This window comes from Arthrobacter sp. MDT1-48-3 (assembly GCF_054511015.1).
The window spans coordinates 18,207-32,910 of record NZ_JBTNDL010000014.1; the positions used below are offsets into that span (position 1 = coordinate 18,207).

The 14,704-nt window shown below is 67.8% G+C and carries 13 protein-coding genes; 10 read left to right on the forward strand and 3 right to left on the reverse strand.

All coding sequences use genetic code 11. The features are described from left to right. Positions 1-86 precede the first annotated feature (86 nt). From leuA to ACX80L_RS17435, 3 genes are all read left to right on the forward strand, one after another. A complete protein-coding gene (gene leuA, locus ACX80L_RS17425) occupies positions 87-1,829 on the forward strand; it encodes a 2-isopropylmalate synthase (RefSeq protein WP_133080550.1) in 1,743 nt (580 codons plus the stop codon). A 72-nt stretch (positions 1,830-1,901) separates the two neighbouring features. Next, positions 1,902-2,648 carry a DNA repair protein RecO gene (recO, locus tag ACX80L_RS17430; RefSeq protein ID WP_459291304.1) on the forward strand — a complete coding sequence of 249 codons (747 nt, stop codon included), beginning with the start codon at positions 1,902-1,904 and terminating at the stop codon, positions 2,646-2,648. Continuing rightward, positions 2,645-3,445 carry an isoprenyl transferase gene (locus tag ACX80L_RS17435; RefSeq protein ID WP_459291306.1) on the forward strand — a complete coding sequence of 267 codons (801 nt, stop codon included), beginning with the start codon at positions 2,645-2,647 and terminating at the stop codon, positions 3,443-3,445. The genes recO and ACX80L_RS17435 overlap by 4 nt, the downstream gene beginning before the upstream one ends. On the opposite strand, the gene ACX80L_RS17440 is transcribed toward ACX80L_RS17435, so the two are convergent. Next, positions 3,442-4,443, reverse strand: coding sequence for an alpha/beta hydrolase (locus ACX80L_RS17440; protein ID WP_459291308.1), 1,002 nt, complete (start codon positions 4,441-4,443; stop codon positions 3,442-3,444). The genes ACX80L_RS17435 and ACX80L_RS17440 overlap by 4 nt on opposite strands. 81 nt (positions 4,444-4,524) lie before the next feature. Here ACX80L_RS17440 and ACX80L_RS17445 point away from each other — a divergent pair, with 81 nt between their 5' ends. Then, positions 4,525-5,610, forward strand: a complete 1,086-nt coding sequence (locus ACX80L_RS17445) for a quinone-dependent dihydroorotate dehydrogenase (protein ID WP_459291310.1) — start codon at positions 4,525-4,527, stop codon at positions 5,608-5,610. Positions 5,611-5,697: 87 nt separating this feature from the next. Here ACX80L_RS17445 and ACX80L_RS17450 read toward each other — a convergent pair whose 3' ends face one another. Further along, the gene (locus ACX80L_RS17450; protein WP_459291312.1) at positions 5,698-6,288 is read right to left on the reverse strand and encodes a DUF3043 domain-containing protein; all 591 of its coding nucleotides are present in this window, start codon (positions 6,286-6,288) and stop codon (positions 5,698-5,700) included. A gap of 116 nt (positions 6,289-6,404) precedes the next feature. Between ACX80L_RS17450 and ACX80L_RS17455 the strand changes: the two genes are divergently transcribed. From ACX80L_RS17455 to ACX80L_RS17480, 6 genes are all read left to right on the forward strand, one after another. After that, entirely contained in the window at positions 6,405-7,829 is a 1,425-nt protein-coding gene (locus ACX80L_RS17455; protein WP_459291314.1) for a M20/M25/M40 family metallo-hydrolase, read from the forward strand. Between the two features lie 155 nt (positions 7,830-7,984). Then, positions 7,985-8,365, forward strand: a complete 381-nt coding sequence (locus tag ACX80L_RS17460; protein ID WP_459291316.1) for a HesB/IscA family protein — start codon at positions 7,985-7,987, stop codon at positions 8,363-8,365. Between the two features lie 171 nt (positions 8,366-8,536). Further along, a complete protein-coding gene (gene ctaC / locus ACX80L_RS17465; protein WP_133080542.1) occupies positions 8,537-9,409 on the forward strand; it encodes an aa3-type cytochrome oxidase subunit II in 873 nt (290 codons plus the stop codon). Further along, complete coding sequence (ctaD, locus tag ACX80L_RS17470) at positions 9,409-11,139, forward strand: aa3-type cytochrome oxidase subunit I (protein WP_133080541.1); 1,731 nt, start codon at positions 9,409-9,411, stop codon at positions 11,137-11,139. Before ctaC ends, ctaD begins: the two co-directional genes overlap by 1 nt. Then, complete coding sequence (locus ACX80L_RS17475; RefSeq protein WP_133080540.1) at positions 11,136-11,537, forward strand: cytochrome c oxidase subunit 4; 402 nt, start codon at positions 11,136-11,138, stop codon at positions 11,535-11,537. The genes ctaD and ACX80L_RS17475 overlap by 4 nt, the downstream gene beginning before the upstream one ends. A 119-nt stretch (positions 11,538-11,656) precedes the next feature. Further along, a complete protein-coding gene (locus ACX80L_RS17480; protein WP_133080539.1) occupies positions 11,657-12,448 on the forward strand; it encodes a GntR family transcriptional regulator in 792 nt (263 codons plus the stop codon). A gap of 85 nt (positions 12,449-12,533) precedes the next feature. Here the strand turns inward: ACX80L_RS17480 and ACX80L_RS17485 are convergent, their stop codons facing one another. Beyond that, positions 12,534-14,498 (reverse strand): PKD domain-containing protein, encoded by a 1,965-nt coding sequence (locus ACX80L_RS17485; RefSeq protein WP_459291318.1) that lies wholly within the window; start codon positions 14,496-14,498, stop codon positions 12,534-12,536. Positions 14,499-14,704: the final 206 nt, after the last annotated feature.

Genomic DNA, 14,704 nt, shown 5'->3' on the forward strand with positions numbered 1-14,704 from the left:
CTACGAGCTACTGGCCATCCCTCGCCGCGGAGTCCGCGTTGCCCGGCCGCCAGCACCCTCAGTCCCGACAGATAAGGCCGATCCCCATGCGAAACGCACAGAAGTCATCAGGTATGCCGTTCGGCAAGTACCGCCCGTTCCAGGAACAGATCTCCGTGGAGCTCCCCGACCGGACCTGGCCGGACCGCGTCATCACGAAGGCGCCCCGCTGGTGCGCCGTGGACCTGCGCGACGGCAACCAGGCACTCATCGATCCGATGAACGCCGAGCGCAAGCACAAGATGTTCGACCTGCTCGTGGGCATGGGCTACAAGGAGATCGAGGTCGGTTTCCCATCGGCGTCGCAGACGGACTTCGACTTCGTCCGCCAGTTGATCGAGGGCGACCGCATCCCCGACGACGTCACCATCCAGGTGCTGACGCAGTCGCGTGAGCACCTGATCGAACGCACCTACGCATCCCTCGAGGGCGCGGACCGCGCCATCGTCCACCTGTACAACTCGACGTCCGTGCTGCAGCGTCGCGTGGTGTTCAACCAGGACCAGGACGGCATCATCGACATCGCCCTCCAGGGCGCCCGCCTGTGCCGCAAGTTCGAGGAGAACATGGGCGACACCGCTATCACCTACGAGTACTCCCCGGAGTCCTTCACCGGCACCGAACTCGAGTTCGCGGCGCGCATCAGCAACGAGGTCTCGGCCGTGTTCGAGGCCTCCGCGGACCGGCAGATGATCCTGAACCTGCCTGCTACCGTCGAGATGGCCACGCCCAACGTCTACGCGGACTCGATCGAGTGGATGAACCGGAACCTCGCCGACCGCAGCAGCATCATCCTGTCACTGCATCCGCACAACGACCGCGGCACCGGTGTGGCCGCCGCAGAGCTCGGCTACCTCGCCGGCGCCGACCGCATCGAGGGCTGCCTGTTCGGCAACGGTGAGCGGACCGGGAACGTGGACCTGGTGACGCTCGGCATGAACCTCTTCAGCCAGGGGATCGATCCGGAGATCGACTTCTCCGACATGGACTCGATCCGCCGCACGGCCGAGTACTGCAACCAGCTCAGCGTCCCGGAGCGGTCGCCCTACGGCGGCGACCTCGTCTTCACGGCGTTCTCCGGATCGCATCAGGATGCGATCAAGAAGGGCTTCGAGAGCATGGAGCGCGATGCCGCAGAGGCCGGGGTCGGCGTCGACGACCTCCCATGGGCGGTGCCCTACCTGCCGATCGACCCCAAGGACATCGGCCGTTCCTACGAAGCCGTCATCCGCGTCAACTCCCAGTCGGGCAAGGGCGGCGTCGCCTACCTGCTCAAGAGCGAGCACAGCCTCGACCTGCCGCGCCGCGCCCAGATCGAGTTCTCCGGCGTCGTCCAGCGCCGCACGGAGACGCAGGGCGGCGAGGTCAGTGGTGCCCAGCTGTGGTCGGCGTTCCAGGACGAGTACCTGCCCATGCGTGCCGAGGGCGGCGCGGGGGCGTGGGGCCACTACGAGCTGACCTCGGTGAACACGGACACGGCGGAGGACGGCTCCTTCAAGCTCGTCGCGACCCTCCTCGTCGACGGTGTCCAGCAGCGCAAGACCTCGCAGGGCAACGGACCGATCGACGCCCTGTTGGCCATCCTCAGCCAGGACGGGGTCGACGTCCGCGTCCTCGACTACACCGAGCACGCCCTGTCCTCGGGCGGCAACGCGCGCGCCGCCGCCTACGTGGAGTGCGCTGTGGGCGAGCGGGTGCTGTGGGGCGTCGGGATCGATGCGAACACCACGATGGCAGCCCTCAAGGCGGTCGTCTCGGCCGTGAACCGCGCCATCCGCGACGCCGCCTGACCGAGCCCTCTCCGCCCTGCGACCCCCGCGCGGAACGATTCCCGCGGGGGTGGCAGGTGGAAGAATGAGACTGTGGCCTCCTCCTCAGCATCGCGCACCTACCGCACCGAAGGCGTGGTCCTGCGTACCTACAAGCTCGGTGAGGCCGACCGCATCATCGTGCTCCTGACGAGGGACCACGGCCAGGTCCGCGCCGTCGCCAAGGGCGTACGCCGGACCACCAGCAAGTTCGGCTCCCGCCTGGAACCGTTCATGTCCGTCGACCTCCAGCTCGCACACGGGCGGAATCTCGACGTCGTCACCCAGGCCCAGACGAAGGGCGCCTACGGGCACGGGATCGCCTCCGACTACGGCCGGTACACCGCGGCGACGGCCATCGCCGAGACGGCGGAACGGCTGACCGACATCGGCGAGGCCGGGGGGGCGCAGTACGCCCTCGTCGCTGGTGCCTTCTCCGCCCTCAGCCGCGACCTGCACCCGTCGGAACTCATCCTCGACTCCTACCTGCTCCGGTCGCTGGCGACGGCGGGATGGGCCCCGAGTTTCACGGACTGCGCCCGGTGCGCCGCGCCCGGGCCGCACACCGCGTTCTCCGCCCCGCTCGGCGGAGCGGTCTGTCCCGTGTGCCGGCCCCCCGGAGCCGCATCACCCTCGGCCGCGACCATGGACCTGCTCGCGGCGCTGCTGACCGGGGACTGGACCGTCGCGGACGCCTCGGAGGGCGGCGCACGCCGTGAGGCCGCCGGACTGGTCGCCGCCTATCTGCAATGGCACCTCGAACGCGGGGTCGCCTCCCTCAAACACGTGGAGCGCATATGAAGAACCCTGTTCGACCCGTGGCGCCGTGGCCCCACCCGAGCGGTGAGCAGGTTCCGCCGATCCCGCGCCACTTCGTGCCCGAGCACGTGGCGATCGTCATGGACGGCAACGGCCGCTGGGCCAACGAGCGGGGACTGCCCCGGACGGAAGGGCACAGGGCCGGTGAGGCGGCGCTGCTCGACGTCATGGCCGGCGCGATCGAGATCGGCGTCAAGCACGTCTCCGTCTACGCGTTCAGCACCGAGAACTGGAAACGCTCACCCGAGGAGGTCCGCTTCCTCATGGGGTTCAACAAGGACGTACTCCGGCGCCAGCGCGACCAGCTCGACGACTGGGGCGTCCGCATCCGCTGGTCCGGGCGTCGGCCGAAGCTGTGGCAGTCGGTCATCCGCGAGTTGGAGGACGCGGAGCGGCACACCGCTCTCAACACGACCTGCACCCTCACGATGTGCGTCAACTACGGGGGTCGTGCCGAGATCGCCGACGCCGCCAGGGCCATCGCCGAGGACGTCGCCGCCGGCACCCTGAAGGCCTCGTCGGTCAGCGAGAAGACCATCCAGCGGTACCTCGACGAGCCCGACCTGCCCGACGTCGACCTGTTCCTCCGCACGTCGGGCGAGCAGCGGCTGTCGAACTTCATGCTCTGGCAGTCCGCCTACGCGGAGATGGTGTTCATGAACACCCTGTGGCCCGACGTCGACCGACGGACCCTGTGGCGTGCGATCGAGGAGTACGCCGCGCGCGACCGCAGGTATGGCGGCGCGGTGGACCGGGCGTCCGACGGGCCGTCCACCTAGGGCGGGCCCGCGGGTACACACGAGTCCAGCCACCACGCGGTGAAGCTCGCGGCATGCCGGCGCACGTCGCGGCGGGAGAGGAAGACGTCGTGCAGCGCGCCGTGCAGCCGGCGGATGGTCACGGTGGTACCGAGTTCCGCGGCACGGCGCACCAGGGGCGTGACGTCGAGGATGCTGTCGGTCTCCAGCATCGAGCTGTTCCAGGTCCCACTGATCGTGGATGCCGTCGAACACAGCACGAGCACCGGCACATCGATGCACACCCCTCGGGCGAGGGCCGCATGCCCGGCCAGGACCGCTGCCAGCCAGCCTGCCCTGATCGGGAAGCCGGCCTTCGGACGCCACGCCGGATTGATGGTCCACTCGCCGTCGCGCGTGTCGCTGATGCTCCGGAAGTAGAAGCCCAGGGCAGGAAGCCGCAATCGTGTCTTCGGGCGGCGGCGGGACACCGTGTCGAGGATGCCCTGCGCGGCGGTCCGCAGCAGCGCGCTGCCCTGGGTGTCGAGCCACGGGCTGTTGAGGACCAGGGCCGCGAGGCGGCCGGGGTTGCGGGCGGCCCAGAGGGCGGCGGTGAGGCCGCCGGTCGAATGCGCCATCACCGCGATCTCCACCACCGTCCCCGGGCCGTGCCGTGCCGCGAGCCGGCTCCGGAGCGCGTCGATCGCGGCCTCGAAGTCGGCGTCGTAGTCGTCGAGGGAGGTGACGAACCCCGGGGTCTGGCCCGGCAGCAGGCTCCGGCCGTACTTGTGGAGGTCCAGGGCGAAGAAGTCCCACCCCCGGGCATGCAGGGTCTCCGCCAGCTCCGAGTGGAAGAAGTAGTCGCTGAAACCGTGCACGTAGAGCACGGCCCGCGCGGGCCCCGACCGGAGCCGTGGGACGTCCTCGGGCTCGTGGGCCACCAGGGTCGCGACGCGCGGGCCCTCGTCGTCGGGCGGCAGGGGCAGCGTGAGCGCGCGGAACGGCGCTCCTAGGATGTCCTCCGACCAGCGCCCGTCCATCCTCCGACACTACCTCCGGTGTCCCGAGCCGGGGGGCTTCCTGAGTTGGTGCGCACCCGCTCCGCGTGGAATTCTGGGTGCATGCGCATCTACCCGACCTTCTTCCGGATCGTCTTCTCCGGGATGGACGCCGAAAGGGCCCACAGGATCGGCTTCGCCCTCATCCGCGCCGTGGACCTCACCCCCGCCGGCCGGGCCCTGCGCCGTTTCTGCGCCCCGGACCCCCGCCTCGCAACGACCGCCTTCGGTGTGGACTTCCCGTCCCCGTTCGGCCTCGCGGCTGGTTTCGACAAGGCGGGCAAGGGAGTGCTGCCTCTCACCGCACTGGGCTTCGGACACATCGAGATCGGGACGATCACCGGCCGGGCCCAGCCCGGCAACCCCGCTCCGCGCCTGTTCCGGCTGGTGGAGGACAGGGCCGTCATCAACCGCATGGGCTTCAACAACGACGGCGCCGCCGCCGTCGCTCCACGCCTGCAATCGGCGCGGAACCGGCTTGCACGGCGGTACGGGACACGTCAGCGACCCGTGGTCGGTGTCAACATCGGCAAGACCAAGAAGGTGGACATCGCCGACGCGATCGCCGACTACCTCGTCAGCGCGGAGCAGCTGGCACCCGTGGCGGACTACCTCGTGGTGAACGTGTCGTCGCCCAACACCCCGGGCCTCCGTCTGCTCCAGAGTGCGGAGTCCCTGCGGCCACTGCTCGAGGCGGTCCGCCGCACCTCGGACGAGGCGGCGGGCCGGCATGTGCCGCTCCTCGTCAAGATCGCGCCCGACCTGACGGACTCCGACATCGACGACGTCGGAGCCCTCGCGCTGGACCTGGGGCTGGACGGCATCGTGGCCACCAACACCACCATCACGCGCGAGAACCTCACCACCGACGCCGCCACGGTGATGGCCAAGGGGGTGGGCGGCCTGAGCGGCGCACCCCTGAAGGCCCGGTCCCTAGAGGTCCTGAAGCGCCTGCGGGCTGCCGTGGGGGACAAGCTCGCCATCGTCGCCGTCGGCGGGATCGAGACACCCGAGGACGTCGTCGAGCGGCTGGACGCCGGTGCGACACTCGTCCAGGGCTACACCGCGTTCCTCTACGAGGGCCCGTTCTGGGCCCGGCGCATCAACCGCGGCCTCCTGCGGTCACGGTCCTCCCGATCCGCGACCTGAGGTTCCGGGAGGACCACGTCGACGACCGGGAACGACGGAAGCCGGGCCCGAGGGCCCGGCTTCCGTCGTTCCCGGTCGCTGGACCGGTCAGGAAGGGTACTGGCCCCGGCGCACCTGGGGCTTCGGCAGGCGCAGACGGCGCAACTGCAGTGCCCGGGTGACGCCGTACCAGAGGTCACCCTGGTTCGGGGCACCGAACTTCTCGGTCAGTTTCCTCTTCAGCTTCCGGCGCAGCAGCACGCAGTCGACGATCACGGCGACGATGAGCACCCAGAACGCCATCAGGACGGCGCTCTGCACGGCGAGGGACTGGAAGAAGCTCAGGATCACGAAGACCAGCGCAGCGATCATGAGGAACTCACCGATGTTCACGCGGGCATCGACGAACTGCCGGATGTAGCGACGGCTGGGGCCCTTGTCCCGCAGCGGGAGGTAACGCTCGTCATCGGTGTCGAGGGCCTGGCGCATCCTTGCGCGGTCGTCGCGGACGCCGGCGCGGCTCTGCTCACGGGCCGCCTTGCGGTCGTTCGGCACGAGGGGACGCTTGCGCGCGGCCTCCTGCACACTGCGCTTGGGCGTCGGGGCGCCCTTGCCCGGTGCGCGTTGCGCCTCAGGGGTACGTGAAGCGCCGTCGACGACTTCCTGGGCAGAGGGGGCTTCTTTATTTCGTCCGAACACCCCTTCAGGATAGCGGTTCGCGGCCGGGAGGCGTCGCTCCGCGCCGAGCGTCGCCGCTGCCGCTCCGGAGTGCGCTGCGACACCACCGGCGCCGTCCGCGTGTGTAGGGTTCTGGCATGACTTCCATGAACACCTCCACCGGGCAACAGCAGGGATCCTCGCACGTCGGAGAGCAGCTCCGAGCGAGCATCGATGCCGCGTTCCCGCGCATCGTCGAGCAACTCTCGTCCCTCGTCGCCATCCAGGGCATCGCCTGGGAGGCCTTCGACGCGCACGAGCTCGACCGCAGCGCCGACGCCGTGGCCGAGCTGATCCGGGGCGTCGGGATCGACGACGTCCGCATCCTCCGCGTCGACAACGACGGCGCTCCCGGCGGTCCCGCCGTCGTGGCCCGTCGCGCTGCGGCCGAGGGCAGGCCGACCGTCCTGCTCTACGCCCACCACGACGTCCAGCCGCCGGGCGATCCGGCGCTCTGGGAGACCGAGCCCTTCGTCGCCACGGAGCGGAACGGCAGGCTCTACGGCCGTGGCGCGGCCGACGACAAGGCGGGCATCATGGCCCACGTCGGAGCCTTCGGAGCCCTGACGGAGGTGCTCGGGGACTCGTTCGGGGTCGGCGTCACGCTCTTCATCGAGGGGGAGGAGGAAGCGGGCTCGCCGACCTTCCGCTCGTTCCTCGAGACCTACCGGGACGACCTCGCGGCCGACGTGATCGTCGTCGCCGATTCCAGCAACTGGAAGGTCGGCGTGCCGGCGCTCACCACGAGCCTGCGCGGCCTCGTGGACGGCACCATCGAGGTGCAGGTGCTCGACCACGCGGTGCACTCCGGCATGTTCGGGGGACCGGTGCTCGACGCCCCGACGCTCCTCGCGCGCCTCATCGCGACCCTGCACGACGACGCCGGCGACGTCGCCGTCGCGGGCCTGGAGGGCGGGGACCACGCGTCCGTGGACTACGCCGAGCAGGACTACCGCGCGGACGCGTCGGTGCTCGACGGCGTCGAGCTCGCGGGCACTGGGTCGATCGCCTCACGGCTGTGGCACAAGCCCGCCCTGTCCATCATCGGGATGGACATCCCGAGCGTTGCTCTGTCCTCCAACACGCTGCTCCCGCGGGCACGGGCGAAGTTCAGCCTCCGGCTCGCTCCCGGCCAGGATCCGCAGGCCGCGATGGAGGCGGTCCGGCGGCACGTCGAATCCCACGCGCCCTTCGGTGCGAAGGTCACGTTCATGCCGGGGGAGACCGGCAGCCCCTTCCGGACGGACACGAGCGAACCGGCATCGCGCCTCGCACTGGAGGCGCTCGAGGAGGCCTGGGGCGTGAAGCCCGTGGAAGCCGGCATGGGCGGATCCATCCCCTTCATCGCCGACCTCACCGAGCTCTTCCCCTCCGCCCAGATCCTCATCACCGGGGTCGAGGACCCGGACTCCCGGGCGCACAGCGCCAACGAATCGCTGCACCTCGACGAATTCAGGAAGGCCGTCCTCGCCGAGGCGATCCTGCTCGCCCGCATCAACGACGGCGGGCTCACCGCCGGCTAGTCACGGACGGGCCGGGAGGGCGGAAATGTTTCCGCCCTCCCGGCCGTTATCCCTGATGCGGGCCCGGCGTACGATTGACCAAAGCCGTGCGCGCTCCACCGCGGACGGCACTGAGAGCGGACACACCTGGTGGAGTCCGAGCTAGGAGAAGCACTATGAGCACATCGACCACCGAAACAGGATCCATGCAGGAGTCCACGGAACTCCCTGTGCACGAGGTCGCCCTGTCCGACGTCGCAGCCGGCAAGGTGCGCAGCCTCCTCGAGCAGGAAGGCCGTACCGACCTCCGCCTGCGCGTGGCGGTCCAGCCCGGCGGCTGCTCGGGCCTCATCTACCAGCTGTACTTCGACGAGCGCGTGCTCGACGGCGATGCCGTCCGCGACTTCGACGGCGTGGAGGTCATCGTGGACAAGATGAGCGTCCCCTACCTGTCGGGTGCCTCCATCGACTTCGAGGACACCATCTCGAAGCAGGGTTTCACCATCGACAACCCGAACGCAGGCGGCTCCTGCGCGTGTGGGGATTCCTTCCACTAACACGCGGAAAGGGCCCGGAACATCACCGCCGAGGTGTGTTCCGGGCCCTTTTGCATGTCACCAGATCGCAGGTCTTACGGGTAAGCTCTACAGTGAGTAGTAAAACTGGATGTGCACCCCGGGCAGCTTCATGGGCGGGTGGCAACGCACGTAGAAAAGGAAGGTCCGTCTGTGAGTTCGCAGGACCGAACCGGTAGCAAGCGCGTCAGGATCGCGAAGATCTCCAGCCTCTCGCTGGCTGGCGCCCTCCTACTGACCGGCTGTTCGGCAGAAGCCCAAAAGGGCTGGCTTCCGGCAGACCGGGACAACACCAATCACACCGGGATCATCACCGATCTCTGGGTCAACTCGTGGATCGCGGCCCTGGCCGTCGGCATCATCACCTGGGGCCTGATCATCTGGTGCATGGTCGCGTACCGCCGCCGGAAGAACGACACCGGCTACCCGCGGCAGATGAGCTACAACCTGCCGCTCGAGATCTTCTACCTGACGATCCCGCTGTTCATGGTGCTCGTCTTCTTCTACTTCACCGAGCGTGACATCGCCACGATCGACGCGCGAGTGGAGGACCCCGACGTGATCGTCGACGTCCGCGGCAAGCAGTGGTCGTGGGACTTCAACTACGTCAAGGAGGACAAGTACTCCACCGGCGTCCAGGGCAGCCTGAACGGCGAGGAGGGCGTTCCGGAGAACCTCCCGACGCTGTACCTGCCCGTGAACCGGTCCGTCGAGCTTCAGCTCAACGCCCGCGACGTGCAGCACTCGTTCTTCGTCCCGGCGTTCCTGCAGAAGCGCGACCTGTACCCGGGCCGTACCAACTACATCAACCTCACTCCTACCAAGGAGGGGACCTTCGCGGGCAAGTGCGCCGAGCTGTGCGGTCAGTACCACTCGGAGATGCTCTTCAACGTCAAGGTCGTCTCGCAGGAGGAATTCGACGCGCAGATGGCGCAGCTGGAAGACGGTCAGCTCGGCGACGAGTACGACCGCGACTCCTACCCCGAGGATGACCCCGATACCGACCCAGCCAGGAGCAGCAGCTGATGTCCACCTTCGAATACACCCTTGAGGAAGCCGGCACCGTAGCCGCTCCCCGCGTGGTCCCGAGGTCCAAGGGACGCATCGTCGTCAGCTGGATCACCTCGACCGACCACAAGACCATCGGGTACATGTACCTGATCGCCTCGTTCGTGTTCTTCTGCTTCGCCGGCGTGATGGCGCTGGTCATCCGCGCCGAGCTCTTCGAACCGGGCATGCAGGTCCTGCAGACCAAGGAGCAGTACAACCAGCTGTTCACGATGCACGGCACCGTGATGCTGCTGATGTTCGCGACACCGCTGTTCGCAGGCTTCACGAACATCATCATGCCGCTGCAGATCGGCGCTCCCGATGTCGCCTTCCCGCGCCTGAACGCCCTGGCCTTCTGGTTCTTCCTGTTCGGCAGCACCATCGCCGTCTCCGGGTTCATCACCCCGCAGGGTGCCGCCTCGTTCGGCTGGTTCGCCTACGCGCCGCTCTCCAGTACGACGTTCTCGCCGGGCGTCGGCGGTGACCTCTGGGTCTTCGGACTCGCCCTGTCGGGCTTCGGCACCATCCTCGGCGGCGTCAACTTCATCACGACGATCATCTGCATGCGCGCCCCGGGCATGACGATGTGGCGCATGCCCATCTTCACGTGGAACGCGCTGATCACCTCGATCCTCGTCCTGATGGCCTTCCCGCCGCTGGCCGCCGCCCTGTTCGCCCTCGGCGCCGACCGCCGCTTCGGCGCCCACATCTTCGACCCGGAGGCCGGCGGTGCCATCCTGTGGCAGCACCTCTTCTGGTTCTTCGGCCACCCCGAGGTCTACATCATCGCTCTGCCGTTCTTCGGCATCGTCTCGGAGATCTTCCCGGTGTTCAGCCGCAAGCCGATCTTCGGCTACAAGGGCCTGGTGTACGCGACGATCGCGATCGCCGCGCTCTCCGTGACGGTCTGGGCGCACCACATGTACGTCACCGGCGCGGTCCTGCTGCCGTTCTTCGCCTTCATGACGATGCTCATCGCGGTCCCCACGGGCGTGAAGTTCTTCAACTGGATCGGTACGCTCTGGCGCGGGTCGCTGACGTTCGAGACGCCGATGCTCTGGAGCCTCGGCTTCCTCGTGACCTTCCTCTTCGGTGGTCTGACCGGCATCATCCTGGCCTCGCCGCCGCTGGACTTCCACGTCTCGGACACCTACTTCGTGGTCGCCCACTTCCACTACGTGGTCTTCGGCACCGTGGTCTTCGCGATGTTCGCCGGCTTCTACTTCTGGTGGCCCAAGTTCACCGGCAAGATGCTCAACGAGCGCCTGGGCAAGATCCACTTCTGGATGCTGTTCCTCGGCTTCCACGCCACGTTCCTGATCCAGCACTGGCTCGGCGTCGAGGGCATGCCCCGCCGCTACGCGGACTACCTGCCGGAGGACGGCTACACCGCGATGAACCAGTTCTCCACGATCGGTTCGTTCGTCCTCGGGGCGTCGCTCATCCCGTTCTTCTGGAACGTGTACATCACCTGGCGGACCGGTAAGAAGGTCGAGGTCGACGATCCGTGGGGCTTCGGTGCCTCGCTGGAGTGGGCGACCTCCTGCCCGCCGCCGCGCCACAACTTCACCTCGCTGCCGCGCATCCGCTCGGAGCGCCCTGCGCTCGACCTGCACCACCCCGAGCTGCAGCAGACCCACACCCCCGATGACAGCGCCGTGGGCCAGGCCCTGGGCTCCGCGGACCGGAAGGACGCCAAAGCATGAGGATCGAGAAGAACCTGTTCCTTTTCGGTGTCCCGATCTTCGTGCCGGTCGCCATCATCTACGGGTGGTTGACGGAATGGTCCGAGTGGGTCGGCCTGCTCGGGATCCTCCTGGTCGGCGGCCTCGCCGGCATGATCGGTTTCTACCTCGCCTTCACCGGCAAGCGCGTCGGTGCACGCCCGGAGGACCGGCTCGACGCCGAGATCCACGAGGGTTCCGGCGAGCAGGGCCACTTCAGCCCGTGGAGCTGGTGGCCGCTGGTCCTCGGCATCTCGGCCGCAACCGGTTTCCTCGGTATCGCGATCGGATTCTGGATCCTGTACATCGGCCTCGGCCTGGCCGTGATCGCCCTGGTCGGCTGGGTCTTCGAGTACAGCCGCGGAGACCACGCGCACTAGGAGAAGTCCACCGGAAGGACCGCGAGGGAGCCCGCCACGTGCGGGCTCCCTTCCGTTTAAGTACAGTCGGTAGTGCCGCCGGACAGGCGGACCCGGGAACGAGGAGGGGGGACGGATCCATGGCGGTGCTGCCGCGGCCCTTCGACGCCGAGCTCCTCGATGAGGGGTCCGCCGTGCCGAAGCATGTCCAGCTCCGGGAGAGCCTGAGGCGATACGTGGTCGAGTCCGGGGACCCGGGAGCGGGCATCCCGTCGGAGCGCAGGCTGAGCGAGTACTACGGTGTGGCCCGCATGACGGTGCGACAGGCCATCGACGCCCTTGTCGCGGAGGAGATCCTCGAGCGCATCGTGGGACTCGGTACCTTCGTGGCGCGCAGCAAGATGGACCTCCACATGAAGATGACCTCGTACACCGAGGAGATGATACGGCGCGGCATGGTGCCCGACGCACGGGTGCTGAGCTTCGAACAGCAGGGTGCCACGCCGCTGGTTGCACGGGAACTGCAGATCGAGATCGGCCAGCCCGTGGTCCGTTTCCGCCGACAGCTCCTCGCCGACGGAGAGCCGATGAGCGTCGACGAGAACTTCATCCCGGCACACCGGGTGAAGGGGATCCTGGATGACCCGCCACCGACGTCCCTGTACAACGTGCTCAGCGAGAAGTACGGCCTCGTGATGGAGTGGGGTGAGGACACCATCGAGGCCACGGCGGCGTCGCCGTCCATCGCACGGCTGCTCAACGTCGAGATGAACGCGCCCCTGCTGAAGATCCAGCGCCACGCCTACGTGGCGCGCGCGATGATCGACTACTCGGTGTCCTACTACCGCGCAGACCGCTACAAACTGTGGGTTCCCCTGCAGCGGCCAGGCGTGCGGACGCCGCGCGCCTACACCTCGAAGAGACTGGGGTAGCGATGCGACCGATGAGGCCGTAGGACATCGATCCTGTGCCCGGTCCCTTGCACCGGTTCCGCGCGACCATGTCCGTGCAGATCGGCTACGGTGTGGGAGTCACAGCGTTCAGGTCATCGAGAGCCAAGGTCACCGGCGCATTCGTCGCGGTGCTGGAGAGGTACATATTGATGCCGATCCCGCCGGCGGCCTGGAGCCCGGCCGTCGTGTCCGTCACTGATCGTTGCCACGCCGCCGGTTCAGCACTGCCGGACTTCCAGACCTTCGCTCGGAGTGTCGTGGGGTTGGTTCCGGAGGCCTGCACCCGCACCGCGAGGATATCGCCGGCGGCCAGGGTCAGCCCCGGTACGTCGATCGCGGGTTGGAGGACGACCTCGCTGCCACCCGTCGCATTGGCACGCGCCAGCGAGAGACCTACCGCGCCTGTCGAGCGGAGCACGATCTTCGCCTGGTAGGAACCCACCCCGAGGACTCGCCGTGCGATCGGCGATACGTAGATCCCATTGCCGGTGGCCCTCTTGTCGGCCGAGACCGTCATTCTCAGATCGGTCGCGGTCGACGACACGCCTGCGAGGTAGGCGTTGTTCGTGACACCGGGCGTAGAGAACACGACCCGCCCCGTGTCCGAGACGGAGTACCGCGACGACGTGCCGGTCGTGGTCCACGAACCGCCGACCTCCGCCGTGCCGAAGCCGTTGGTGACTGTACGGGAGAAAGTATCGGTGGCCAGGCCGACGGGCTGGCCGGGAGTCGTCACCGTCAGGGACCGCGTCGTCGCAGTAGTTTGGCCGGCATTGTCGGTGACGGTGAGCCCGATCGTGTACGTGCCGGCCGTCGCATAGGAGTGGGACGCGACAGCACCGGTCGCCGTTGCGCCGTCTCCGAAGGTCCAGGCGTATCCGGCGATCGAACCATCAGGATCGCTGGAAGCCGAGCCGTCCACGGAGCAGGTCAGGTCCGTGCAGGAGGACGTGAAGAAGGCCGTCGGGGGTTCGTTGGTCGACGTACCCGCGGCGATCGTGAACGAGTCCGTGAAGGCGGCTGTACCCTCCGGGCGGAAGTCGGCAGCCAGGGACGTTGCCGTCGCCGATACCTCGAGGTTGCCGAAAGCCGGTTGGGCGTTCAGGCCGGAGGAGGCGGCGAAGTACTGTCCCTCCGTGTCGCCCTGGTCGACGTCGCGAAGGGGAGTTCCACCCGTTCCGACGATGGCGAACACCGTGCCGGCACCCTTGACCAGGCTGTTGTCAGCGTCCCTGACGCAGCCGGCGGTATAGGTGCCCGGCGTGACAGAGGAACAGGATGGTCCGTGTGCGAGCTGCTTGGACCGTGCGTAGAGGTGCTCGTGCCCGCTCAACACCAGGTCGACCTTCTTGCTCACCAGGAGATTCATCAGGGCCGAGCCGGGCTCGCAGCTGTACTGGCCCACGGACAAGCACGGCTTGTGCATCCCCACCACAACCCAGGGAACCCCTGCAGCGCGTGCTCCGTCGATTGCGGCGGCAGTCCACTGATAGCGTGCTGAACCGGCACTGTAGGACCAGAGCCCGTCCGGGTAGGTGAGAGCCGGCGAGATCATCACATAACGCACGACCGGGTTCACCTCGGGCACGTCGACGTAGTACTGGCGGCCATAGGTTCCGACAAGGCCGGGCAGCTGATTCGGCAGGCAGGCCGAGAAATCGTTGATGTTGCCGTTGAGGGCGTCCGATTCGTGATTGCCCGACAGCAGCTCGAAGGGGAATCCGGCCCCCACCCGCGACGTGACGAAGTCACACCACGCCTGCTCGGCGCCGGTAGCGCCGTAGGACAGGTCGCCGAGGGCGAGGTGCAGATCCGGGTCGATACTCCTGACCTGCGTGAGGACGGTCGCCGCCTGACTACTCGCGGAGATATCGCCGCTCGTGGTGAAGTGCACTGTGCCCGGAGTATCCAGGACGGCCTGAAGTGCCGCGGGCGCCACCACTCGTCCCGTACCGCCGGAGCTGGCAAAGAAACCGGCGACGAGGAAGGCACAGGCCACACCGGCGACGAAAGACCTACGTGCGCCCATGGTCGCGCTCCTTGCACCTTGAATTCTTCATCCGGAACCCACGACGGGTGGCGCTTTCACCTTGGAGGATGAGGAATCGTCAGGCGTCTCAGGGAGAACGATAGACCCCGTAGCACTCTCGTAACAAGGATGTGCGGGAACCTACGGACAGGCGAGCTCGTTTCACGCCTTCGATACCCGGCTGATCTACCGGAGCGGGGACCAGA

What these genes read in the sequence shown, in the direction of transcription:
- leuA (WP_133080550.1), top strand. Translation starts at nt 87, where the DNA reads ATGCGAAACGCACAGAAGTCATCAGGTATGCCGTTCGGCAAGTACCGC.
- ACX80L_RS17435 (WP_459291306.1), top strand. Translation starts at nt 2,645, where the DNA reads ATGAAGAACCCTGTTCGACCCGTGGCGCCGTGGCCCCACCCGAGCGGT.
- ACX80L_RS17440 (WP_459291308.1), bottom strand. Translation starts at nt 4,443, where the DNA reads ATGGACGGGCGCTGGTCGGAGGACATCCTAGGAGCGCCGTTCCGCGCG.
- ACX80L_RS17445 (WP_459291310.1), top strand. Translation starts at nt 4,525, where the DNA reads ATGCGCATCTACCCGACCTTCTTCCGGATCGTCTTCTCCGGGATGGAC.
- ACX80L_RS17455 (WP_459291314.1), top strand. Translation starts at nt 6,405, where the DNA reads ATGACTTCCATGAACACCTCCACCGGGCAACAGCAGGGATCCTCGCAC.
- ACX80L_RS17460 (WP_459291316.1), top strand. Translation starts at nt 7,985, where the DNA reads ATGAGCACATCGACCACCGAAACAGGATCCATGCAGGAGTCCACGGAA.
- ctaD (WP_133080541.1), top strand. Translation starts at nt 9,409, where the DNA reads ATGTCCACCTTCGAATACACCCTTGAGGAAGCCGGCACCGTAGCCGCT.
- ACX80L_RS17475 (WP_133080540.1), top strand. Translation starts at nt 11,136, where the DNA reads ATGAGGATCGAGAAGAACCTGTTCCTTTTCGGTGTCCCGATCTTCGTG.
- ACX80L_RS17480 (WP_133080539.1), top strand. Translation starts at nt 11,657, where the DNA reads ATGGCGGTGCTGCCGCGGCCCTTCGACGCCGAGCTCCTCGATGAGGGG.
- ACX80L_RS17485 (WP_459291318.1), bottom strand. Translation starts at nt 14,498, where the DNA reads ATGGGCGCACGTAGGTCTTTCGTCGCCGGTGTGGCCTGTGCCTTCCTC.